Annotated in this window: 3 protein-coding genes; all 3 read right to left on the minus strand. The window is 57.5% G+C overall.

Going from position 1 to position 26,427, the window contains the following annotated elements:
- Nucleotides 1-2 precede the first annotated feature (2 nt).
- Nucleotides 3-6,122 (minus strand): hypothetical protein, encoded by a 6,120-nt coding sequence (locus HPY30_04610; protein QYZ65327.1) that lies wholly within the window; start codon nt 6,120-6,122, stop codon nt 3-5.
- Between the two features lie 692 nt (nt 6,123-6,814).
- Entirely contained in the window at nt 6,815-19,462 is a 12,648-nt protein-coding gene (locus HPY30_04615; protein QYZ65328.1) for a PKD domain-containing protein, read from the minus strand.
- Nucleotides 19,463-19,474: 12 nt separating this feature from the next.
- Nucleotides 19,475-26,374 carry a hypothetical protein gene (locus HPY30_04620; protein QYZ65329.1) on the minus strand — a complete coding sequence of 2,300 codons (6,900 nt, stop codon included), beginning with the start codon at nt 26,372-26,374 and terminating at the stop codon, nt 19,475-19,477.
- Between the last annotated feature and the right edge of the window lie 53 nt (nt 26,375-26,427).

Raw genomic sequence — 26,427 nt, forward strand, 5'->3', positions numbered from 1 at the left:
CTCTACCTCGGTCCCAGCGAGCCGATGTATGTAAGCGCTGCGTTGTAGCCGTTCTCGAACCCACCACCTTCGGCCTTGATGCTGGCCTTACCAAGGGAGTCACCATTAAACAGCTTGATTTCGATACCGAATTCAAAGGAAACACCGCCGGCAAAAGCGCCTGGCATCCCGGCAACACCCAATAGTTCCGCGCCCTTACCGAATTTGCCTAACGCACTTTTTGCCTCTTCCATTACCGCCTTGGTGTTCTCCAGCGCGTTGGCCCAGATAGCGCCCAGATCCCCGGGATGGATAGTGGCCTGCACCATTACTTCACCGGCGAAGACCATGTTGGTGAGCCCGAAGCCCTGGAGCCAGCCGATCGCCGCCGTCACCACCTCACGGCCATTGGGATAGGTCAACAGGAATGTGTACTGAATAAGGGCGATCCGTCCCGTCGGGTCGACAAAGTTCACCGGGTTGTTGCGCACATAGGCATAGGGATGCAGGGTCTGCGGAACCATACGAAGCCCTTGATCCGGATCCTTCTGCAGGAAGCGGCCGAGTGTCGGATCGTAGGTCCTGGCACGGTAGTGGTAGAGCCCGCTCTCGGCATCATACTCACGACCGGTGTAGGTGCGGGTATTGACCTGACTGCCGCTACCGCTAAAAGCGAAGGGGCCGTCGCTGAGGATGATGTTGCCCCAGGCGTCATAACCATAACGCTGCACCAGGTTGCCGGCCACATCGGTGATTGCAATCACGCTGCCGAGACCATCTGTGTGGTAGAACCAGACCTGGCCGCTACGTTCCATCATCAGCAACTGATCCATGCCGGGGGCATAGGTATAGCTAGCAAGACGGTTACCGGCACCATCGTACTCCGCCAGCACATCCTGATCGTGGTAGAAATACTGGGTGGTGTCAGTGTTCACCGTCCGCTCGATACGGCGACCGAGATAGTCATAGGCGTAGCTTGCATTGCTGGCCCCATCGTTGTAACCGGTCAGACGCTGGCTGGAGTCATACGTGAAGCTCTCACTGCCCCGTCCGGTAACGTTACCGTTGTCGTCGTGGGTGTAGGTCGCACCGCCATGAGTCAACAGACGACTGTCGGCACCGAAGGTCGCACCGCTGTCCAGACGGTTGCCAACTGCATCATAGGCGTAGTTGCTGGCGAAGGCGCCGAGGCTCGCAGTATTCACCTCCTCACGGATCAGACGATAGAGCGCATCGTAATCGTAGCTGATACTACCGTCCTCGGTAGTAACGACGGTGCGTAGATTGTTGCCGTCAAGCCCGTAACCATAGGAGGAGATGACACTGCCCCCGCCGTCCCGGATGACCAGGCCGGTCAGTTCGCCCAGGGTATCGTAGCCATATTCGGCAGCAGTACCGTTGCTGTAGTCAATGCGGCTACGACGCCCCGCGCCATCGTAGCTGTATTCTGCCCAGTGAGCGCCGGTGGTGACCCGTTTGACGCGGCTTGCATCATCATAGGTATAGGTTGTATTCAGCCCGTCGCTGCTGGTAAGGCTGGTGATGTCGCCACGGGTATTCCAGCCGTAGTCGATGCGGCGGCCATTACGGTCGGTAACCTCGGTAACCAGACCGTTGCCGTCGTAACTGTAGCTGGTGACATGCTCGGTGCCGCCGGTGTGCTCGGTCACCGAGGTTATGCGGCTGTTGCCATCGACAATGAAGTCGACCGTGCGCTCGGGTTCGGTACGGCGCACCATCCGGTCCATGTTATCCAGGTCGTGAACGACCGCCCTCAAGTCCGGACTGGTGAAGCGATCGATCAGACCATTCAGTGAATAGCCATAACCCCAGGTACCGCCGTCAGGTCCGGTGCGCCCGGTCATCCGGTTGCTGCCGTCGAAGTCCAACTGAACCAGGTTGCCGTTGGGCAGGGTGATACCACTCAGGTTGCCTACCGCATCGAAGCCAAAATCGGTGGTCTGGCCATGAGCATCAACCACCTGGGCCATGTTGCCCATGCAGTCGTAGTTGTAGGTGGTGATATCACCGTTTGCATCGGTAAGCGTCTCCACCTCAGCCTCGGCAGTATAGGAGATGGCATACCTTGGCGATGCCTCCCCGGCATGGGTCATGCTGGTTGGCTTGTTCAGACCATTGAAGGTGAACACGCTACGGTTCCCCAGTCCATCGATCAAGGCCGTCCGATTGCCGTTGGCATCGTATTCCAGGGTTGATGTGACGCCGGTCGGGTCGGTAATACTCGTCTGGTTGCCGAGGGCATCGTAGGCGTAACCGGTGGTCTTGCCGCCTGCGTCAGTCCAACTCAGACGGTTGCCGTTGGCATCATAGGTGAAGGTTTCCACACCGATCGAAACGCCTGCTGCATCAAACAGTTCCCTGCGAACCTGGTTACCGTCAGCGTCATAGGTCTTGTCGGTGCGATCACCCTCCGGGTTGATGTAACGGGTGACCTGTCCATAGGTGTTGTACTCTGAGGTAAAGCTCACCGGCCTACCAGGCTCAGGCTCGAAGGTCCGTGTCAGTGCATTGCCGTTGGCGTCATAAGTGTAGTTCGTCACCATGCCGGAGGGATCGACCACTCTGATCCTATTGCCACTCTCGTCATATTCATTGAGCGTGGTGGTGCCCAGCGCATCATCAACCCGTACAACCCGGCCTGCCCTGTCGTAGTAATAGGTGGTGGCAAAACCGCGCGCATTGGTGACCGTTTCTGTGCTCGCGGCCGTGTCGTACGTGTAGGTGGTACTGTTGCCTGCCGCATCCTGGCGCTCGACCAGGTTACCGTCGACATCAAAGATATTCTTGAGCGGGAAACAACCCCCTGGTGTCATCACGTCATCGAGCAGATGGCTCGAACCCTGATAGATGAAGTCGGTCTCGTTGCCCTGCTGGTCGATGGTCTGAGTCAAGCGGCCATCGACATCGTAGAGATAGCTGAATGCATTGCCGAGGGGATCAACCACCGAGGTGATGCGGCCCTCTGCGTTGCGATAGAAGACCACCTCTTTCACCAGGGCACCGGCGCTGTCACGACTGACGATGCCGTTGTCGCCGATCTCCAGGGTGTTGCCGTTGCGATCCTCGATCCGCGTCACACCAAGGGTCTGGTTGATGTCGTAGACCATGCCCTCCTTGGTGGTGATGCGGTAGTTTTCCGGATTGAACGGGACTGTACCCAAACCGCAGAACCACTGCCCACCTGAATAGACCAGGGAGGAGCAGTCGGGAGTTTCAAGCTTGTCATAGATACCCGGAGGTGCCTGGTATTCCGGCAGGTAGATCGGGAAGAACGGCGACGGCATTGTTGGACGAAAGACAAACGCAGTGCGCCGGCCGTTTGGCAGGGTGACAAAGACATTACCCTGGGCATCCTCGCGCAGGTCGCTGTCGAGCAGGGAAAGTTTCCAGCCAGGACCAAAATCACCCACCTGATCGGAAGCACTGTCATAGTTGCGTTGTACGTTGATAGCTATGCCCATGGAGGGAATAGACAGATCCTGGTAGTCCAGGGTGAAACGACCCAACTGGATACCATCGATATAGACAAAGTACCTGGAGGTCGATGCGGTCACACCGTTGCCGTCCTGGGCAGTGAGCCGTACTTCGTAGAGCCCCTCGCTGAAACCGCTGGTATCCAGTGTGCCCAGCAGGCCGCCAAGCACCTCAACATTGCCGCTGGCAAACTCGGTGAAGCTGCCGCCCACCGGCGCATACTCCATCCGGTATGAGGCCAGCGTCTCATCGGTGACCGTGCCGTGAATATCCACCTGTCCCACGATCTCGGCATTTTCCAGAGGCGTGTCTATCTCGACGGTGGGCGGTGTGACATCGTCTGCCAAATCCACTGCCATCAGTGTGTCTGTCGCAATACCCTCATTGCCCCAGTCGTCCCAGGCTCGGGCCACGGCACTGTAGGAGCCTGCAGCAAGCAGGGTAAACACGGCGTGTCCATCCCCGTCGAGCACCACCGGCGAGCCGTTGATCTCGAGCGTAGCGACGGTAACGCCAATGTTGTCGCTGGCGGAGACGTTGATATCGATACTGCCACCAGTGGCCACTGAATGCGGCACCACGCTCAGCGTAACCACGGGCGCTTCGTTATCGGGAGTACCGACCGCTTCGAAGGTGGTGGATGCGAAACTCTCGTTACCCGCTGGATCCCGTGCAGTGACATCGACGGTATAGGTCCCGGGCAGCATCGGCCGGTAGTTACCGTTGCCACTCCGACTTGCGGGATCACCGCTCAGCACCAGTGCGACACTAACGCCTTCGGGTGGTGTGTCTGGGCCGCTAACCTTGGCGGTCAGTTGATCGACAGAGACGTTGTCATTGGCTGTAACAGAGATGACCGCCAATGTGTTCAGGGCAACCGGATTCGGCGTAACACTAACAGTGACATCGGTGGGCGCACCCGTATCAGGCTGGACATCGAACTGTGCTGGCGCACTCAAACCTGCATTGCCCGCTCTGTCGGTAACGGTTACCGATACCGTATGTACGCCTAGCGAAGCAGCCGTATAATCCGCATGACCACTATTGTCGACCGGTATAACAACTCCGTTGACAGTCAACTCGATACTGTCGACACCACTCTCCGCATCGCTGGCACTGACATCTATGCCGACCGATTCACCCACCATGGGGAGGGTCGTGTTGAGCGCAATGGTAACGCCAGGCGCTGTCACATCAGGCAGGACAACCGTAAAGGGCTGACTGCGGGCGTAACTGCTGCCTCCGCTATCCTCAGCCTCCACCGTCACAACGTGCAAGCCAGCCACGTCAGTGACATAACTGGCGAGGTCGCCCATCAGGGAAACGGTTACATCGGTGGCATCGGGCTTGCGCACAGTCACTGTGGTGCTGGCAATACCCTCTTCATCAAACACCTGGACGCCGAATTCTGCAGTGTCGCCCACCTCTATATAGTCGGGTGAAACGACCAGTTGAATACGTGGCAGGTCTGTCTCGTTTTCTAGCAGGCGGTTCTGTGCACCCGGAACGGCAAGCAGGATATCCTGATCCATATCGGCATCGAGATCCCGCACGAGCAGACCGAACACACGCCCACTGTTCACAGGCATCATGCTGTCTGTCTGATCAGTAAAAAAACCGCTGCCGTCATTGACGAATAACCGGGCGCTGTCACCAAAGCCCGCCAGGATGTCGGGGGCACCATCCGGCTCGACATCGATGACAGCCGCTTTTACGCTGAAACCTGCATAGACTGGCAGCCTCGCTGACGTTGCATCAGTAAAAATCCCGCCACCGTCATTCAATAGCAGCCGCAATCCATCTGCGCCTTCAGCAACCAGGAGATCCAGATCTCCGTCGCCATCAAGGTCGGCAGCAACCACACCATTACTCTGACCGCTACCTGAGGGCAGACGGGCGGCGGTTTCATCGTTGAAATGCCCAAGACCGTTGTTGATCAGCAGCCTGTTTTGAGCACCTCGATTGGCAAAAAAGATGTCGTCAGAGCCATCACCATCAACATCCAGCATACTGAGATCAAAAGTATGGCGAATACCAATAATCCCACGGACATTGCTCTCCTCAGCAAAGATACCTGAACCGTTATTGATCAGAAGTTTGTTTTCTCCCCCCCGGTTCGCCACCAGAACATCCTGGTCACCATCGGCATCGACATCTGAAATTTCCAATGCCATGCTGCTGTTGGCATCGCCTGGCATACGGCCTGCAGAAGCGTCAGAAAAGTGACCGAAGCCGTCATTCAACCAAAGGCTGTTAACTTCTGGTGAATTGGCGAGTAGCAGATCCTGATCTCCATCACCGTCGACATCAACAAATCCAGCATCCGTGGTAGTTGCCAAAGATTGAGGCAACCGCGTGGCCGACTCATCTATATAGGAACCCCCACCATCATTGATGAGCAGAAAGTTGTTACCCCTGTTGGCAACAAAGAGGTCAACTGCACTGTCACCGTTGATATCGCTATCGGCAAAACGGTAGCTGACACTGGGTTGAAGTGGGAGATTGGTAGCAGAGCGGTCAGTGAACGCCGCTTCGGCTGTCGGGGAGAAGAGCAGAAAAGATATGACGGAACCAAGCAGAAGAGGAAGAATAGCAAGGCCTTTAGCAACAGATCGACCACTCTTCCAGAGCCTCGAAACAGCTCTCAAAATCAATTCAGCTGTTTTTGTTCTGGGCCTGCTATCCTTGGTCAAGACCAACTCTCCCTTTCACAAAAGTAACCTGCTTTGTTGTTTTTCCGGTTCCCCGGCAGTCTTTTTGAGCCTTGTCTCTATAAATTAGAGGCTTCTTAGGGCCAATAAGCACAAAACGCTATCAGCCGAAACTTCAAGCACACAATGTTACACAGCATTTTCCGTGCACAATATTATATATTGTTGATATTAATGGGTTTTATTTATGGCGGATTAGATCACCCTTAAATAATGTAAAATATCTCGACAGTTTAGGAACAATTGCCCCTAAACAGCAGTGAATTCCACTAGAAAGTCAGCCCTGACAGGCCATTTATTGCTGATCAGATCCAGAAAGACTTCGTAAGCCTATGTAATTGCACTGCTCTTTCAGCATTCGGTAGATTACTGATAGTGTAAAAATAACCGACACTAAAAGAGCATCAAGCAAGAGAGACTGGCATAGAACGTAGGGTGTACCGCACGCACCATTATTGCTGCAATTGCTTATTCTGGTGCGCACGGCGCACCCTACCATATGAATTAAATACCCCTATACCGCTGGGTTAGGTTGCGTAGAATGTTTGACTCCAAGTCCAATTATGCCGAGTTGCGCATCTGACCTACGATGCTTTGTGCAGCGGGGCGCCGTTCCTACAGGTCGTTTATCAACGCCTTCTGCCCCTGGATGTCCGTTCCTGCGGCGTTGCGCTGGCTTCGTTGGAGTGCAGTGACTCGGCACCACCAATCACCGAGGTGACCACGTAGTAGTAGGTCATACCGTTGGTCAGACCCTGATCCCAGTAGCTGCAGTAGTCACAGACGTAGCCGTTGGCGATCTGCGCGTAGGGTCCGCCGGACGTGGTACTGCGGTAGACGTTGTAGCTGTCAGCACCGGTTACCGGCGTCCACATCACAAACACTTCTGTCGGCTTCGCACGGGCTGTCACGTTGAAGATGGTCTGTACCGCACCGGCCTGTACCGTCACCGTCAGGGTGTCACTACCCACGCCGCCGTCCTTGTCGGTCACCGTCAGGATGACCGTGTAGACACCGGCCGTGGCATAGGTGTGGGTCGGGGTCAGGCTGCCGCTTACCGATGCGCTACCATCACCGAAGTTCCATTCGATGCTATGGGTGTCCTGGGTGCCAGGATCAGTGAAGCTGCCTGCGAAGCTGGCGGTATCGCCTTCATCGATCGCCTGGTCAGGACCGGCGTCTGTTGTCGGCGCCACGTTGTTCACCGTTACCGTGGCACTGTCGACGTCGGTGAGTACGCCATCACTAACCTGCAGGCCCACGGTGAAGCTGGTGTTGTCGGGCTGGATGGGTAGGGTCACGGTGACACCGGTGGCATCATCGTACTGGCCGTCGTTATCCAGATCCCAAGCGTAGCTGAGTGGGCTCGGGCCGTTGTCCGGGTCGTTGGAGCCACTGCCGTCGAGGGTGACACCTACACCTTCATTGATGGTGTAGGGGCCGCCCGCGTTCGCGGTGGGTCCGACATTGGCGGTGGTGAGGTTCACCTGGAGGCTGTCGCTGCCGAAGGCACCTTCATCATCGGTGACGGTGACGGTGACGGTGTAGCTGCCGTCTGCTGCGTAGCTGTGGCTGCCCGCCACGCTGCCGCTGCCTGCGCCCTGGGTCACTATGCCGGGTTCGATAGTGCCGTCACCCCAGTCGATGGTTGCTGCGTGGGTATCCTGCACACCAAGATCGGTGAAGGTTGCCGGGGCCAGTGCAATGGCGGTTCCCGGCGCACCACTCTGGTTCGGACCTGCCTCGACCACTGGTGCGGCATTGTTCACCGTGACGGTGAGGCTGTTGCTGCCGACTGCGCCGTCATCATCGGTCACTGTGACTGTCACCGTGTAGACACCGTCTTCCGCATAGGTATGGCTGCCCAGTGCGACGCTGCCGCCGCCTGCGCCCTGGGTCACTGCGGAGCTTGCGGTCGTACCGTCACCCCAGTTCACCGTGGCGGTGTGGGTATCCCCGGTGCCGACATCGTTGAAGGTGGCGTCAGGCAGGGTCACCGTATCCCCTTCAGTGATCGTCTGGCCCGCGGGCACTGCGACGACCGGGGCCACGTTGCCGACGGTGACTGTGAGCGTATCTGTGCCCACACCGCCGTCCTTGTCGGTGACCGTCAGGGTCACGGTGTAGACACCGTTGTCCGCGTAGGTGTGGGTCGGGTTCAGGCTGCCGCTGGTGCTGCTGCCATCACCGAAGTTCCATTCAGTGGTGTGGGTATCGGCCGTGCCGGGATCAGTGAAGCTTCCGGCGAAGTTGACTGTATCGCCTTCGTTGGCTGTCTGATCTGCACCCGCATCCACGCTCGGTGACACGTTGTTGACCCTCACTGTTGCGGTATCGGTGGCTGTGAGCAGGCCGTCACTGACTTCGAGTCCGATGGTGAAGCTGGTGTTGTCTGGTTGGACAGGCAGGGTCACGGTGACGCCGGTGGCGTCATCGTACTGGCCGTCGTTGTCCAGATCCCAGGCGTAGCTGAGTGGGCTCGGGCCGTTGTCAGGATCACTGGAGCCGCTGCCGTCCAGGGTGACTGTGTCGCCTTCGTTGATCGTGTAGGGGCCACCCGCATCGGCGGTGGGTCCGGCGTTACCGCTGGCCAGGATCACCTGGAAGCTATCGCTGCCGACTGCGCCTTCATCGTCGGTGACGGTAACGGTGACGGTATATGTGCCGTCTGCCGTATGGGCATGGCTGCCTGCCACGCTGCCGCTGCCGGCGCCTTGGGTCAGTGTACCGGGTTCAGTGGCGCCGTCGCCCCAATCGATGGTGGCTGTGTGGGTGTCCTGTACACCGGCATCGGTAAAGGTTGCCGGGGCCAGGGAGATGGTGTCGCCCAGAACACCGCTCTGATCCGGACCTGCCTCAACGATTGGTGCGGCGTTGTTCACGGTAACCGTGAGGCTATCCGTGCCGACGGCGCCTTCATCGTCGGTGACGGTGAGGGTCACTGTGTAGGTGCCGTCTTCCGCATAGGTATGGGTCGGGCTGAGGGTGCCGCTCTCGGTGGTACCGTCGCCGAAGTTCCACTCGGTAGTGTGGGTGTCCAGGGTGCCGGGGTCGGTGAAGCTGCCGGCAAAGCTGGCAGTGTCACCTTCGGTGATCGTCTGGTCTGCGCCTGCATCGACGGTGGGGGTGACGTTCTCCACCGTGACGATCATGCTGGCTGTACCCACACCGCCGTCATCGTCTGTCACGGTGAGCGTGACAGTGTAGACGCCGTCTTCAGCATAGACATGGCTCGGGGTCACGCTGCCGCTGGCGCTGTTGCCATCACCGAAATCCCACGCGATGGTGTGAGTGTCGGCGGTGCCAGGATCGCTGAAGCTGCCGGTAAAGTTGACCGTGTCTCCTTCGTTGACTGTCTGGTCAGCGCCCGCATCTGCGGTGGGTGCCACGTTGTTGACCGTGACCGTAGTGCCGGAAGTGTTATCCAGCAGGCCGTCGCTCACCTGGAGTTCGACCGGATAGATGCCGTCGTCCAAACCCGTGTAGACCGGTGCCGGGCCGGTGGCGTCATCATAGGCACCATCGTTGTTGTAGTCCCAACCGTAGGTCAGAGCATCCCCGTTGGGATCGCTGGAGCCTGTACCGTCCAAGGCGATGCTGCTGCCCTCGTCAACGGTGTAGGGGCCGTTGGCGTCGGCGATGGGGGCCAGGTTGGCGACCACTGTCACGGTAGTGAAGACCTGGTCACTCAGGCGCTCGTTCTCGTCGAGTTCGCCGTCGCCATCGAGGTCGTTGAGTACGCCGTTGTCCCAGACTCGCAGGCCGACATTAAAGGTGCCCAGGTTGCTGAATACCGGTGACGGGTTGCTGCCGGTCGCTTCGTCGAAGTCGAACGGGAAGACAGCGTCCAGCTCCCACTCAAAGCGGGCGATGAAATCGGTGGGATCGATATCAAACGAACCCGTGCCATCCAGTGTGCAGGGCAGACCCTGGGTACAGGTGTAGGGACCGCCTATCTCAGCCACCGGTGGATGGGGCGGAATCGCGATGACCACATTCAGCGTATCGGTGTCTGTCAATGCCGGTACATTGTTATCAGTCACCCGCAGGCTCACGGTAATGGTCTGGGGCAGTGTAGCTTCCGGATACTGCGACAATGGATAGGTGTGGGTTGCCGTCGGATCGGTACTGCTGGTATCAAAGTTACCATCACCATCGAAGTCCCACTCGTACCTGATCAGGCTGCGGAAAGGATCAAGATGGAATGAATCGGAGCCGTCGAACTCTAGGGGCAGATCAACCGCCCACACACGGTCACGACCGGCTACCGCCACCGGCGGCTGTACGAACAGGGTACGACTGAGAATGATGACACTCCAGGCAGAGCGCAGTTGCTTCGTAATCCATTGGATACCCGCGAACTCACCGGTGGTAAGCTGCTCATCGATCAGGATACGTGCCAGCCCCTCGGCCGGGTCACTGAACCAGTCGAAACCGTCATGGTCGAATTTGACCACGGGCGTCGGCTTGGCCAGGCGCATCGCCTTGGTCATCGCATAGTAGGAGTAGATCGGACGGTTGCTCACATTTATATCGTACTGGGCATCCCAGTTGTCGCGCATCCACCTCTCAGATGTGATCCAGCGAACGTCCGAAGTCTCCAGCTCATCGAAGACCATCTGCACTAGGCCGGAAGGCGTGCCGGCTTGAGTGGTGGCGGGACCGGAATATCCAAAGCCGACACCGCTATAGCTGTTGGTGATCCACACCAGGTTCCGGTCCTTGACCCATTGGGGAATCGCAACGCCGAAGACATCCTGGGCCGCCAGCAGACCGATGGCGCCCCACTGGGCCGCAGAGTTGTCGATACTGCTGTTCCAGCTATACCGCCAGCCACCGCCGCTACCCTGCTCGGTCTGACCCCAGCCAAACTGATCGGCCATATCGGTGAGGATATCGAAATAGCTGCGCCGGTTGATGTTGGCTGCGCCCGTGATGGTGCGCGCAAGGGGCGTACCGGTACTGGCAATGGCATCCATCACTTGGCCGCCCTGGTAGATTGGCTGAGCGCCGGAACTGTTCTGTCCCGTCTCGATACCGATACCGTTACCGTTGGTGTCCGGTTCGCCGTAGGTCTGGGTCGCGATGTCCACCGTACCGAGATCCCGGAACAGTTGCCGCAGTCCACGCACCACCGTCTCCTGGTAGGGATCTTCTGCCGGGTCGACACTCTCCAGGTGACCATTGATCAGGAAGGACTGGATCGATGAGGCAGTGGCACTCGCCCTGGCGTTACTGGTCCAGTAGCCCGTCTCATAGCCTTCGGCCATGGTACGGGTCTGCTCCTGGTGCAGGTACCAGAGACCCTCATCGATGGCGACGTTGATCTCGGTATTCAGGGTCTTGGGCTTGACCACGACATTGTAGTTGTCCTGGCCCATCTGGCCGAGGCTATCCCATACCTTCAGAATTGCCACAAACGGCGTACCGGCGGGGGCATCGGGATAGGTATGGCTCATCGACAGATCATGGGCATCAGTGATGGTCGTAACCGCCGATGAAGTGCCATCACCGAAATCCCACTGGAAGGTCATGGCGTCTGCGTCACGCACGATACCTTTCACACGGATAGTCTTACCGTTGTAGATTTCATGCGGTGCGATGGGATCTTGGGCCACCCAGGGCACGGTAATGACATTCGGCGGCAGATTCGGCGCCACATGCTGTTCCAACTGGGTCGAGTGGGTCTGGCCTGCGCCGTCTTCCACGGTCAGGGTCACGACCTTGGGTCCGGTACCTTCGATCTGCGCTTCATCGATCTCAAAACTACCGCCCCAGACATCCATGCCAATACGAAGCGGTGAGCCGGTTCTGTTCAGGGATGAGTAGGTGGTCAACGGCGTCCAGGGGTTGGGATTGGCCGCGTCGTGCTCACGAATGAAATAGTCTGCACCTGCCACTTTGGTATCGATACGTATTTCGTACCAGGTGCCTGGCACATAGGTGCCTACAACGCCGCGATTGGAGCCGTCCTCATAGACGTGGAGCGCTCCGTTGTTGAAATAGATGGCATGATGCAACTGATTGTAGTGACCGCTGGTTGCGTGGTTGCTTCTCAGTCCGATCATCATGTAGCTGGCGATCGCGTCATTCTCCCGCACCAGAGACTGGAAGCGCATTCCCTCAGCACGAGCCTGATTATCATTGGTGAATGCGTAGGTACGGCCCCAGGCACCATCACCAGTCAGTTTGAGCAGACCATTCTCTTCGGCCACCACGCCACTGAAGGTATTGGTGGTCCAGCCGGTGATAGTCCCGTTATTGAAATCATCACCCAACAGCGTCACGCCCGAGGGAGCCGTGGCAGTGCTGTAGACATGGTACGCGCGCGGGCCGACGGCATCGATGTCGTTGGTGAAATTCCCGTCGCCATCCCTGTCGGCATCAGCATCGAAATCCCAGCGGTATTCGACGATGCCGTAGTCATCCACGGAGGTAGTAGCGTCAAAGTAGGCCGGCGGTCCGCCTGCAGCAGGCTCGGCAAGAACCTGGAAGTTGGCGTTGGGACCACCACCAGTGACCACCTCGACAGCCGCGGTCGCGGTATGGGATTGGCCCACATTGTCTGTCACCGTCAGGCTGGCAGTATAGGTGCCTGTCTGTTGGTAGAAGTGCTTGGTTATCGAACCCTTGCCCTTGTACGGCAGGTCGGCGGTCTCGGCCCCTGGAGCCACTACCCCACCCGTCATGTCACCAAAGGTCCAGTCGTAGTGCTGGATGGCCGTATCGTCGGTGGAGGCGGTGCCGTTGAAGAGTAGCATGCTGCCCACTTCGACCGTGTAGGGGCCACCTGGATCCGCCACCGGTAGTGCGCCGGTTTCAAGGGTAATGGTGGTGGTATCGAAGGCCGCCTGCAGTGCATTGTCCCGGACCCGCAAGGTCACGCTGTCGATAGTGGGCGCCGAGTATTTGCGACTGACAACCGGCCCGTCCAAAACGCTGGCTGGCAGCTTGGCATTGTCGAACTCGAAGGTGCCATTGTTGATCGTTCCGCCAGCCTTCAGCAGCAACTCGGTGGAGTAAGCGGAATCATAGAGCAGCGTCCAATCGGTCGCCGAAGCCTCTTTCATTTCGTAGATCGCCCCACCCGCTTGCTTGGTGGTGATGCGGATGTCGTAGAGCACACCACGGGTATAGGTGCCTATATTGCCCCGGTAGGCACCATCTTCATAGACAGCAATAGCGCCATTATTGAAATAGATCGCATGAGGCATCTGATTATAGTGGTAGCTGTCACTGGTGTTCTTCAACCCCCACATGGCGCGCTGAGTGCCCGACAGATTGACCGGCAATATCTGCGCTTCGAATACGGTAGCGCCTGTCCGCTTGGTATTCTCCTTGGAGAAGATATAGCGGTTGCCCCAATTATTTGCCCCGGTAACGATTACCCGTTCATCCTGGGTCAATCCGGCGCTTCTCAACCAGCGGGTGTGATCGGTATCAGTGCCGGCAAAATCGTGGGTCTCCGGGGTAAAGGTCCACTCATAATCGAAGAGCGCGCTGTCGTCGGTTGAGTTCGTACCGTCCAGCGATACGGTCCAGACACCATAGCTGGCCTCCGCCTCACCAAGTTCATACGGGCCGCCTGCATCGGCCACCGGCGGCACGCCGGTTTTCACCAGGACATCGAAGGTGGTGGAAGTCTGCTGTCCCGCACGATCCGTCACAGTCAGGGTGACGGTGAAGGTTTGTTCGTTAACACCTGCCGGCAGGTTGAAGATGTGGGTCGGATTGACGCCGGTTGCACTACCGCCATCGCCGAAGTCCCATTCGTAGAGAATGATCTCGGAATCATCCGTGGATGCACTGGCGTCGAACGCAACGGAGTAATCACCACCGCTTGCGAAGGATTCGTCAACGGTTGCCGGTGCATCGATAGCTGGCACAGGGGGATTCCCCTGCTGTACGTCAACGGTGGTGACGCTGGTATGGTTCTGCCCTGCACGGTCGGTGACTGTCAGCGTGACGTCGTACTGACCGACAGTCGTGTACAAGTGCCGCGTCGAGACGCCGCCGAGATAGGTACCAAGATCGTTGAAGGCATTCGCTCCACCCAGCGTCATTATCACTACCGGCTTGGAGGCAGTAATGTGATGCACACCGCTACCGGATGGGAAATCGGTCGGCGCCAGATGCAGATAGCCGTCGCGGGCGAGTGTCTGGTTGATAGCACCTCCATCGATATCGACCACAGCGCCATCGTTGGGGGAGAAGATAACAATGCCGTTTCCGAGGTTGTGCAGATGGAACTCGGTCCCACCCTGCCCCGTGGTCATGGAATAATCGTCACCCAGGTTAAGGATGCCGGTACCGCCTTCAGTGTCGCCGGCCCATACCTCCACGTTGCCGGTGCTGGCGAAACGCAACCGCCTCAACCCGACGCCGTTCTGGAACCACATCTCACCTGATGCCAGGGTATGGGTGTACAGAGAGGCTCCGGTATCCAGATCGAAGACTTCAAGATCGGCCGCCTGATGGGCAAACACCGCAAAAGCACCTGTCCCCTGATTATGAACAGCAGCATAGAAATCGGTTCCCGCCGCGCTGCCGCTGAACGAAGGCACCGTGGTATACCCGTTGCCACCCACTGTCTGCATCGCTATCCGGCCTGATGAAACGACTTGGTAAACCCTTGCGGCAAAACTGGTCTGCCAGTAATCACCTGCACGCAGGTTGCGCTCACCGACCAGGGCCCCTGCCGAGTCGAGGAAACGCACTTGTGTATCTTCAATTGCGTAGACGTAGAACCCGAGATTCAGATCCTGATAGAAGATGTACTCATTTCCGACCGGAGTGCCGTTCATGGACGGCATGAATGCGGAGTGTTGAGCAAAGTCCGTCTGGTAGACCGTCACCGGCTTGTTTGCCTTGACCTTGTAATAGGTCCCCGCCGGCATGGAAGTGTAGCTCCAGCTCTGCATCCTGTTCAGGACGTTGGTGGCAATTATATTTCCTGTGGCCAGATCAATCAGCTCCACCTGGGTACCATCTTCGGTGGCAATGACATAGGGATAACCATCACCGAGATCGTAGCCGTATAGATCGGTACCGGTTTGGAAATAACCGACTTGTCCACCATCGCCGGAACCTGTGGTGTAACTCGTGCCATCACCGAAATCTATGCTGTAGCGTTGAACATCGACATCATCGGTAGAGCCTGAAGCATCGAGAATGAAGTCCCAACGGCCGTTCCAGGCTTCGAGTTCCGTCAGCACATAGGGACCGCCTGGATCCGCAACGGGCGGGGCATTGGCAGTCACGTTGGTGTTCAGGACTGAGGTGTCTGTCTGGCCAGCATGATCGGTGGCGGTCAGGGTGACGTTCTGCACACCGGTAGTGGTAAAGCCGTGAGCGAAGTCGTCGAGGCTCTGGCCGTTTTGCGTCCAGGCAACATCATGTGGCGTCACCTTGACGTTGTCGTACATCACATGCTGGCCATTGGCCAGTAACCCGATGCCGCCCATGGGATGGGCCGCACTGGTGGTCTCGACCTGCAAGGTCTCGACGCCACCTTCCGGTGTAACGAAGAGTTGCATGGTGTCACCGACCACCACCATTCTCAGGTGATACCAGGTTTCGGGATCCCAGCCGGTGCCGCCTTCCGCCAAAGTGGTGCCCGTATTCCAGTCGTAGAAGCGCCAGAAGTCCCACTCTTCTTTCGAGTACATCAGGAAGGTGTTCTGGCTGCCCTTGGCGTTTGGATTGTGGAACACTATACCTATGTAGCCCTGGGTCGTGCCGACACCCTTGAAATCGACTTCCAGGGTGAAATCCTTGTAACTGCGATTGAGATCCTGCAGCCAGCGCCAGGCAGCGCCGGTACTTGTCTGCTGCAGGACTTCATTCGGTGCATTCCAGGTTCCGCCGTTGACGGTCCAGACCGGATCGGCCGTGTAGTTGCCGTCGCTGAAATCATCCGCGAGGGGTGCCACGGTCGAACTGCTGCCGTCGCCCCAGTCGATATCCAGACGGGCGATGCTCTCTGCATCACTTGAACCGCTGGCGCCATACCAACCGCTCCACTCGGCGAGAGATGCCTGGTTTTCATCCAGGCTCAGCGGCCCGGTGAACATTGCAACCGGTGTTGCGCCACCCTGGACAGTAACCGTTGTCGTTGCGCTGTGGACCTGATCGACTTCATCGTAGACAGTCAGTGTGACGGTGTAGATACCTGGCGCATTGTAGGTGACCCTTGGCAGGATATTGCTTGAATCCACCGTGATGCCATCGCTGGCATCGAAATCCCATTCGTAGCGGGCAATGCTGGTATCAGCATCGCTGGAGCCTCTTGCATCCAATGCCCCGTGCCAGCGGCCGCTGAGTGCCATTGCTTCATCGAACACATAGGGACCTGTCGGCACGGCAACCGGGAGTTCGCCGAGTACCCGCACCTTGACGCTGTCTCTGTCGGTCTGTCCCTGGTCATCGGTAACGGTGAGTACAACTGTATAGTCGCCCTCATCCACATAGGTGTAGGTGACGTCGGATCCGGTCGCACTGCCACCGTCACCAAAATCCCACTCATAGCTGAGGATGCTGCCGTCATCGAAAGAACCAGCACCACTGAAGTCGACAGAGCCCCCTTCGTTGATCAAATCGCTGCTGCCGGTAGCGGCACTGAGGGGCTGTCCAGGAACACGACCTGCCGGTGCTGCCACACCCAGCATAGTGGTGGGCCCAGTGCCTATCTCGATCCGGGCACCGAAGGTAGCGTCTCCATTGCCAGGATAGAACCACGCCTTGCGACCCGTGTAATCGACCGAGACCACATCCTGGTTGCCGTCGTTATTGAAATCGTAGTGGCCATAGGCAGAATAGTTGTTGGCATCCAGGGAGGGGACGCTGATACCGGCCTGGAAGGTGCCGTTGCCGTTGCCCTTGAAGAACCAGGGATCTCCACTGCTACCGTTGTTTGCAATCAGGTCGGGTGTCCCGTCTCCATCGAAATCCGCCAGGGCGACACCGTAAGGATCATTACCTGGATCAGCGACTTCGGCCGAGATCGTGAAGGCAGCGGTGCCGTCACCCATATGCATATGGACCTTGCCGCCGCTGGAGTGGGCGCGGGCGAAATCCATGTTGCCGTCGCCGTCCACGTCATCTGCGTCCATGCCGCGACCAGCGGTGCCTGCGGTAGGCTGATGGGTGATGTCAAAACCGGAGACCATGTTGCGGTAGGAAATTCGGAAATCATCGAACCAGAAGTGATCGCTGGCGCCTGCGTTGGAGTTGCTCCAGAATTCGAACTCGGTAATCTGGTTGGCGTTTGGCCAGTGGGGGCGTAGCACCTCGTAGAGGTCGATGGTCACCGTGCGCCAGGTATCGTCGTCGATCAGGTTGACCGCCCCAAGGTCGGTATAGATCCCGGAATCCCGGTTGGGGGTACCGCCCAGCGAGATCCAGCCGTGGCTAAACACATTGACGAAGAGGCCGGTGGGCACGCCATTGGGAATGCGGTAGGCAAAAGTCACCTTGGAACCCGCATAGAGGTACCAACTGGACGGGTTGACATCGAGCTGCAGACAGGAGTTCACAGCAGTAGCGCTGACCTTCATCGACCAGGTGCCGCTGTTGGCGGTTGTGTCATCCCGGGCGATGCCTGTCCTGCAAGCCTGTCCGCCCCAGCCCTCGTTGCCTGTCTCGAAGCCGCTGTTGAAGAAGTCCTGTTCGTCGATCACCAGCGCGCCCTGGTTGCGCAGCAGCCAGGTATTCGCGTTGTTACCATTGAGCAGGAAGTCCATCTGGCCATCATTGTCGAAGTCTTCCGCAACCATATCCATCAGGTAGCTGGTGATAGACTGGGAGCTATCGCCGACCGCCCCAATATAGGCCGGCGATTTGAATCGGGGTCCGTCCTTCTCGTAGAAGTAGAGATGCACACTCGGATTGGAGGGACGACCGGTAACAAAATCGAAATCGCCATCGTGGTCGAAATCGCCGATGACGGCACCCCGGGTCAGACTGCCGGCGAAGTCATCCATGAAGGTGAGCGGCTGGAAGGTGCCGTCCCCGTTGCTGCGGGCGGTATAGATCTGGGCACTGTCGGTGGTGGAGACCATGTAGATCTCCGGCCCGATGCTGACCTGGAAGGATTGGGTATCGAACAGCCCTTCGCTGTCTTCCACCCGGACGGTGACATCGCTCTTGAGCGGATCGGCTGCGGTGGGCGTCCAGCTGATCAGACCAGTTGCGGAATCGACCGTCATTCCTGCCGGAGCAGTGGTGAGCGAGTAGCTCATCACATCGCCGTAGACGGCTTCTGGATCATTCACCTGCACCTGGTAGCGATAGGGTACATTCTCGGCCGCGGTGGTGGCCGCGGTGGAAACGATGCTTGGTGCATGGTTCAGGTCACCGACCACCACGGTCAGATCCTGGGTGCTGGTATTGCCCCCATCATCGGTAACCTGCAGTTGAACCTGGTAGACACCCTCATCAGGATAGGTGTAGGGCACCACAGGTCCTATCGCCTGGAAGCCGTTTTGCAGGGTCCAGAGATATTGGGTGACAGTGCCGTCAGAGTCGCTCGATCCCGTACCGTCCAGTACCACCTCTGTGCCGGTCGCCACATGGATGTAGGTCGGTGTCGTTGCCGCCAGGGGTTCACCATCGGCGGCGAACATCAGGTTATCGAGGAAGACCGCTGAGTCGGCCCGACCGTCACCGACATCCTCCACCCTGAGTTCAAGGGTAAAACTGTCTCCGCTGCCGGCATGGGCGGAAACATCGGTTACCAGCTTCTGGAAACCGGTCTGTTTATCATAGCCGCTCCAGGGCGCCGGATAGAAAGCACCAAAGGTATCCTGCACCAGCAGGATCTCCTCGCCACCGGCAGTCACCAGCAGAAGTTTGACCGTAAAACGGTCGTTGGTTTTGCTCGGTGTGGTTTCGTTGGTGAGGAAGTTATAGTCGAGGCGCAGGGTGGAAGCATCCACCGGGATGATGAAGTTCTCAATGGTCAAGGTGCTGACGTCTGCATCTGTCGGTTGTGTGCCTGCATCCGGGCTGGTGGTCATCAGCACTGCCTGAACGCCTTCGGTGGGCTGCAGTATGCCGATACCGGCCGAGGTAGCCACATCGCCGGTGGTCACTGTGCCGCCCAAGCCTGATTCGAAGGTTCCATCCGCTGCGCCGATGGCATGGTCAGCGGCCCACAAGGCATTCGAACTCACCCCTGCCTGAAGCCCAAGAAGCAGCGCAAGAGAGAGCGCGCCGGAACCGATCCTGTCGCGGATTCCGGCGATCATCCCATTAACTGTTCTCGGTCGTTTCATCATTCAAACCGTCCGTTAGAAGCTCGGCATAATGCTGAGCAGAGTATCGGCATTGTCGTCCAGGAAGGTGAACTGGTCGCAGGCCGAACCGATAGTGAAGGCTTCGTAGCCCTCTTTGGCCTTTCTATAACCCTCCTCGAATCCATCGACCCAGCCGCTTGCCTGTTCGTAGAAATTGATCACTTCCGCAATCTCGGGCGGCAAGGGCAATGAACCAAACGGGTCACTGAGCATATCCTGGATGTCATCGACGACAGTGCGGAATTCAACCTTGAAATCGATCACTTCATTGAGGGTATCTTCGTAGACTTGTGCCGCACGGCGACCGATGGCCTTATAGCCTGCAGCGATCTGGCCGTGGGCCTGCATCACCAGATGCTCACCACCCGGCATGTTGTTGGCGATCATGTCCAGGCCCATGGTCTGCATCTTGTAGGCCGGTTCGAGAGTGCAGTAGGCAATCTTTGCCGCTGCAAAGAAGAACTTGACCAGGTTCTTGGTATAGATCGAACGGATGGTGGTCTGGATCGACATGCTGACGCTGAGCGATACCAGAGTAAAACGGCCTGTCGGATCTGTATAGTTGACCGGGTTGTCGTTGGCGTAGAGGTAACGGTGCAGACTGACCGGGGTCATAGGATCGCCTACCGCCGGATCGACAGAGACGAAACGTCCGTTAACAGGATCATAGTAACGCTTACGCAGATAATAGAACCCGGAGTTGGGATCAAACTGCTCACCGGCAAAGCGATAGTTATTCTGGGTGGTTCCGGTGGAGGCGATCTCGTTGCCGTAGGCATCGAAGGTGTAGGTATCGGTGACTGCCTCACCCGCACCCGTCAGGGTTCGGATGCTACCGAGACCATCCGGATGGTATTGGCTCAGGGCAGTACCGCGCCGCTGGGTCAGAAGTTCCAGGCCATAGGTGTATTCCGATAGCACCGCTCCCGTATCGCTCTGTTCCTCGATGACCTGCACCAGTCCGGTATTGCTTCGAATATCGGTCAGGAAACGTTGTGTTCCCGATGTATCAGTACGACCAACACGGAAATCATCGGCATCGTATTCATAAGTCGTTACCGCGCCACCCGGTGCTGTGGTCGACACCATGCTGTTACCGGCATCGTAGCCAAAGAGTGTTGCAGCAGCACCCACCGTAATACTGATCAGGTTGCCGTTATCGTCATAGACATAGGCGCCCGTGCCATCACTGACGATGCGGTCGTTGACATCATAGGTATAGCTCGTGAGCGTGCCATCCTTGTCCATCGAGGTACGGTTGCCCACGGCATCGTATGCATACTGGGTGTCGTAGGCGTTGCCACCGGTGCGCGTCTCCCGCAACAGTCGGGCATTATCATCATAGAGGTAGACCACGTTGTTACCCAAGGGCAGCTCATCCATGCGGGTACGCAGGCCGTTGGTATCCAATGTATAGATATGCTGACTGATAACGCTGTCATCACTGCGTTTGTGTACCACCCCGGTCAACTGATTGCGGTTGTTGTAACCGTATTCAGTGTAGGTACCGTTAGCCCGCTCCACCTTGGACTGGTTGCCGACTGCGTCATAACTGTAGGCACTGACGCTGCTGTTCGCATCGGTGACTGTCGACAGGCGATCCAGCGCATCGTAGGTATAAGCTGTGGTATTCCCGCTCGACGTGGTCATCGAGGCAACTTTGCCTGCCGCCGTATAGGTGTAATCCACCACGAGTGCATCTGGCTCGGTGCGATTGGTCAGATGCTTACGGTTATCGTAGGTGAAAGAGGTAACTCCACGGCTGTCTGTGATTGATAGCCGTTGCCCTTCACCGGCATAAGCGGTAAGGATGCTTGTGCTGTCATGATAGTTAACAGAGGTACGTCGGCCGACTCCGTTATAACCGAAGGTGGTGATATTGCCGTTGAAGTCAGTCTGGCTGACCATTCGACCTGCGGCATCGTAAGCAGAGGTCTGTACTTGGCCACCAGGCAGCGTATGCGAGGTTCTGTTACCCGCCAGATCATAACCATACCGGGTGACGTGCCCATTGGCATCGGTCTGCGTAAGCAGATTACCCAATTCATCATAGCTGAATAGCGCTTCAGGCCTTGGATCCCCGGCCTGGGGTGCGGGCAGCCTGGTCTGGATCAGGCGGCCCATCGCATCATAGCCATAATTGGTATTGAGTCCGGCGGCATCGGTGCGCACGATCTCCCGTCCGGCAGGGTCAAAGGTGGTACCGATAGTATTCCCATCCGGCAAGGTGGTCTCGACCAGGCGGTCAAGACCGTCATAAGTCATTTCAGTGCGGTTGCCCCTGGCGTCGACTGTCGCAGTCTGATTGCCGTTGGCGTCGTACTCATAAGCGGTCAGCGGCCGTAGCAGGGTATCGGTCTCTGCACTGTAGACTTCAGGCTGGGTTGTGCTGAGACGACGAGAGGCGGCATCATAAGCATGATCGGTGCGCTGCCCAGCCTCAGTGATTTCGCCGCTCAGGTTACCCACGATGTCATACCGGCGATCCCGGACGCTGAGATCGGGAAAGACGACCTTGGTAAGGCGGTTGATCGCATCATACTCGTACTGAGTGGTGTTGCCGTTGCGATCCGTTACCGAGGTGCGATTGCCTTCCACATCGTAAGTGAATGCCTTGAAGGAGGCGTCCGGGAAATCTACCCGGGTCACGTCTCCGAGTACGTTATAGGTGTACTCGGTCCTGTTGGCTAAGGGATCGATCTCTGCGATCTTGGCGCCCACTGCGTCGTATTCGACCTGACTGACGTTGCCCAGGGGATCTGTCTTTGAGATCAACCGGTTGTTTGCATCGTAAGCGAACGTCGTGGTCGCGGGGGTCGGCGTGCCGGCCACATCGACGATAGTCGTCTCGGTCAGCTTGTTACCAAGTGAATCGTAGGTGAACTCCATGCGCCGTAACTGGATATCGTCACTATCGTTCAGCGGTGTGTTGTTACCGTCGAAACGCACCTGTGCGGTCATGTTGCCCAGGGCATCGTATTCGAACAGGGTGTAGTTACCCAGGGGATCAGTTTCCCGTGTCGTACGCCCACTGGCGTACTCAAAGGTTGTGACGAAGCCGGCCCGGTCCTGGGTGGTCAGACGATCGTTGCCATTGGCATCGTAGGTATGAGTCTCGACATTGCTGCGGGCATCGGTTTCGCTAAGCGGTCGACTCTGAGCGTTGAAGGTAAAACTCCGGGTGAGATTCAGGCCACCGGCATCCTTCACTTCCTGGATCACATTACCCTTGGTGTCATAGGTAAAGCTGTTGACGGTACCGTCGGGCAGAACTTCCTGGGTGAGTTGACTGTCGCTGTCAAACGCCCGCGTTGTGACCACCGCTTGTGGCGTACCCTCCACTGAAGGGAAGTTGGTCTCGCTGATGACATTGCCGTTCGCATCGTACTCATAGATGGTGGGATTGCCACGGCGGTCACGGGTGATCTGCGTATTGTTATTCGGGTCGTACTCCATCTCGATACGGTTGCCCGAACCATCGGTAATGGCGACAAGCCTGCCATCCGCATCGTATTCGTTACGTTGAACCGGCCGACCCAGCGGATCCATGATGTCGGTCAGATAGTGATTCGCATCGTAACCGTAGGTCGAGCGATTGCCCATGGCGTCGGTTACAGCCGCCAAGTCACCGGCGGCATCGTACTCGTAGCCGACAACATTGCCTGCCGGGTCGGTGATCTGCGCGATACGACCCTCTGCATCACGTACAAAACTCACCGAGAGACCATCCGAACGGGTGAATCCGTTAGGTGTAAGCGAGACAGTCAGGCCAGCGGGATCAGTGACGCTGGAGAGTGCATAACGCACCGAGCTGCTACCACCACCGCCAAACCGGTATTGGTAGCCATCTTCAGCAGTGTAGACAAAGAGCGTGGGATTATAGAGATTGAGCGAACTATCAAGTATCTGGGTGGGTCCCTCTCCACCAGGCAGCACGAAGTCCGGCGAGGCACCACCGGCAACCAGGCTACCCTTCGCATCTCCCACCGCCACATAATTCATACTATTGAGGAACTGAATGGGCAGCAGGGATTGCGAACTGGGATTCGGCACCGCCCTAAACTTGAACTCCTCATCGTCACCAAACTTGATAGTGACGAAATGGGGGCTGGAGGGAACCAACTGGTAGGTGGGGATAAATCCGCCAGACTTGACCTGCTCCCAGTTATCACCGGCAATCCGGTTGGCCACCAGTTCCACCTGGGTCAATTCGACATTCCAGCCATGACCGAAGTCACCCACTGCGGCGCGGTCGCGGCTATCGTAGGTACGACTCACCGTGATCGGGAAACGCCCTACCGGCACGTTCTTGTCCTGGAAGGAGACAGTGAATATACCGAGTTTCAGCTTACCCACCACGTTGAACAGTTGGGTCATACTGGATGTCAGACCATTCACATCCTCGGCCACAAGGCGTACCTGGTAGTAACCGTTATCCAGCAGGGTAGTATCCAGGGTACCCAGCAGATCCGCTGTAACTGGTGTATCTCCGGTATGGAAGGTAACGAAATCGCTGCTTTCCACCGGTGCATAGGCCAGAGTGTACTGCACCAGAGTATCGTCGAGGGCGGTACCCGAGAAGTCCACCTGTCCGGACACCTCACCACTGTCGGCCGGATCGGTGATCCCCACGGTCGGAGGCGTGGTATCGAGGGCCGGGTCCACTGCCCGGAAATCGCTGGTATCGGTGCCGCTGTTTCCGGATGGATCAGTGGCACTGCCCAGCGCGGTATAGAGACCGAGTACTGGTGGTGTATAGGTGTAGCTGCCGCCGGCATCAAGTGGCGCGGGTGTACCGTTGATTGTCAGGGAGCGCGATGAAACAAGCACATCATCGGTTGCATTCACCGTGATGGTCACGCTACCACCGATGGCCACAGTCGCAGGCATTACGGACACAGTAACCGTCGGCGCAGTGGTATCGGGAGTGCCTACCGCTTCAAAGTCCGCCGTATCCACCGTGGTGTTGCCGAAGAGATCGGTGGCAGTCACTGTTACCGTATGGGTACCTGGAAGGAACGGCGTATAACTGCCATTCCCCAAACCATCGAGTGGAACGGAAGCGCCACCCGGATCGGCCGGGCCAGTCACGGTTACCGCAAGAGAGGCAACACCGATATTATCGGTAGCGCCGGCACTGATGATCAGCGGATTGGCCAGGTCAACCGTTGCCGCTGACAGCCCAAGGGTGACAACCGGCGACTCGTTGTCAGCCAGTACATTGAAAGTGGTAGTATCAGTACCCGTATTGCCCGCCGCGTCATCGGCAAAACCGACCACCGTATGGAGTCCGACCGCAACTGTCACGTAATCGGCACGGCCCGAGCTGTCCAGAGGCACATTAGCGCCATTGACGTCAGCACGCCGATCCGTCACACCACGATCATCCACCGCATCTACCTGGATGGAGACAGCCTCACCAAAGGTCACTTCAGCCGGGGTCGCAGTGGTGGTGACCGTCGGAGCCGATGTATCCTGCGTGAAGACTTCAAACACCTGGCTGCGCAAGCCAACATTGGCCAGGTTGTCTTCCGTGGTGACCATAGCAGTATGGCTACCCGCCATATTCGGCACGAAGGTCCCCACCCCACCAACGAGCGGAACATTGACCACTGTACCTAACGGGTTGGTAACAGTAAGGTTGATGAAGGCGATACCGTCCTCGTCAAACACATCCACCGTCAGCGTAACCGGGTCAGTCACTTCGATATATCCCGGTGCTATACTGAGGAAGATACGAGGCGCGGCAAGATCGTTTGTCTGAAAGCGGTTTTGCCCGCCAGGTGTAGCCAACAGCAGATCGGGATCGAAATCCTCGTCCGGGTCAAACAGCACGAGGCCGAAAGTCCGTCTCAAATCCACAGGCAGGTCGCTCTGGGTAAAGACGCCACTACCGTCATTGATCAGGGTCGTATCCTGCCCCGCATTGGCAACTGCTATATCAGGTGATCCGTCAAAGTCGATATCACCGACAGTCACACCGATGGCATATTCGGCCGATACAGGAATGTTGCTGGCGCTGACATCGGTGAATGTCCCGCCATTGTTCAACAGGAGGCGCACCCCGGTCCCGCCATTGGCCAGAACAAGGTCCGGATCTCCATCGAGATCCACATCCACAAAAACCGAATCCAGGGTTTCATCTTCCACGACAGGCAGACCCGCCCCCGACGTATCCGTAAAGACCCCGAGCCCGTTGTTCAGGTGTAGCCGGTTTTGTCCCCGGTCATTGGCAAAGAAGAGATCCGGTGTGCCGTCGCCGTCCACATCTGCAATCGAAACACGGCTCGTTTGGTCACTATCCGCATCGAGCCGCCCATCACTCTCCAGCGTGAAGGCACCGCTACCGTCATTCAGCAGGATATGGTTGCGGCTACCCCGGTTGGCCACTACAAGATCGGGGGAACCATCGAAGTTCAGATCTTTGAAAGCGGCCGAGGTGCTGACATCCAAATCAGCTGGCAATCTAAAGGCTGATTCGTCAGCAAAGGAGCCGCTACCGTCATTGATCAGCAGAAGATTCTGCCCACGCGCATTGGCAATAAAAATATCGGGATCACTATCGGCGTCGACATCAGCAAACACGACACCAAGTGCATCCACATCCAGCAATGGCAGACCACTGCCTGCGCTGAAGTTTCCGCTGCCGTCGTTTATCAGTAGGGAGGGTTGACCTGAGTTGCCTACCAGAAGATCCAGATCGTTGTCTGCGTCAACATCGGCAGCGGAAAAGGAGAAGCTGTCATCGGCAGCAACCGGCAAGCGGGTGGAGGTTTCGTCCTGAAAGGCGAGAGAATGCGCAGACAAACCGAAGAGGATGAGCGCCGACGCCGCCATCCTGATAAATTGCTGCAATCGATACTTCACATTGGCTTCCACTCTGCGATCCCTCATTGCAGAACCTATAGGTGGAATGCCACGGTAAACACGGAATTCTCCACGATCCC

It is taken from the genome of Gammaproteobacteria bacterium (ex Lamellibrachia satsuma) (assembly GCA_019623805.1).
In the GTDB taxonomy this organism is placed as follows: domain Bacteria; phylum Pseudomonadota; class Gammaproteobacteria; order Chromatiales; family Chromatiaceae; genus QGON01.

What these genes read in the sequence shown, in the direction of transcription:
- HPY30_04615 (QYZ65328.1), bottom strand. Translation starts at nt 19,462, where the DNA reads ATGATGAAACGACCGAGAACAGTTAATGGGATGATCGCCGGAATCCGC.
- HPY30_04620 (QYZ65329.1), bottom strand. Translation starts at nt 26,374, where the DNA reads ATGAGGGATCGCAGAGTGGAAGCCAATGTGAAGTATCGATTGCAGCAA.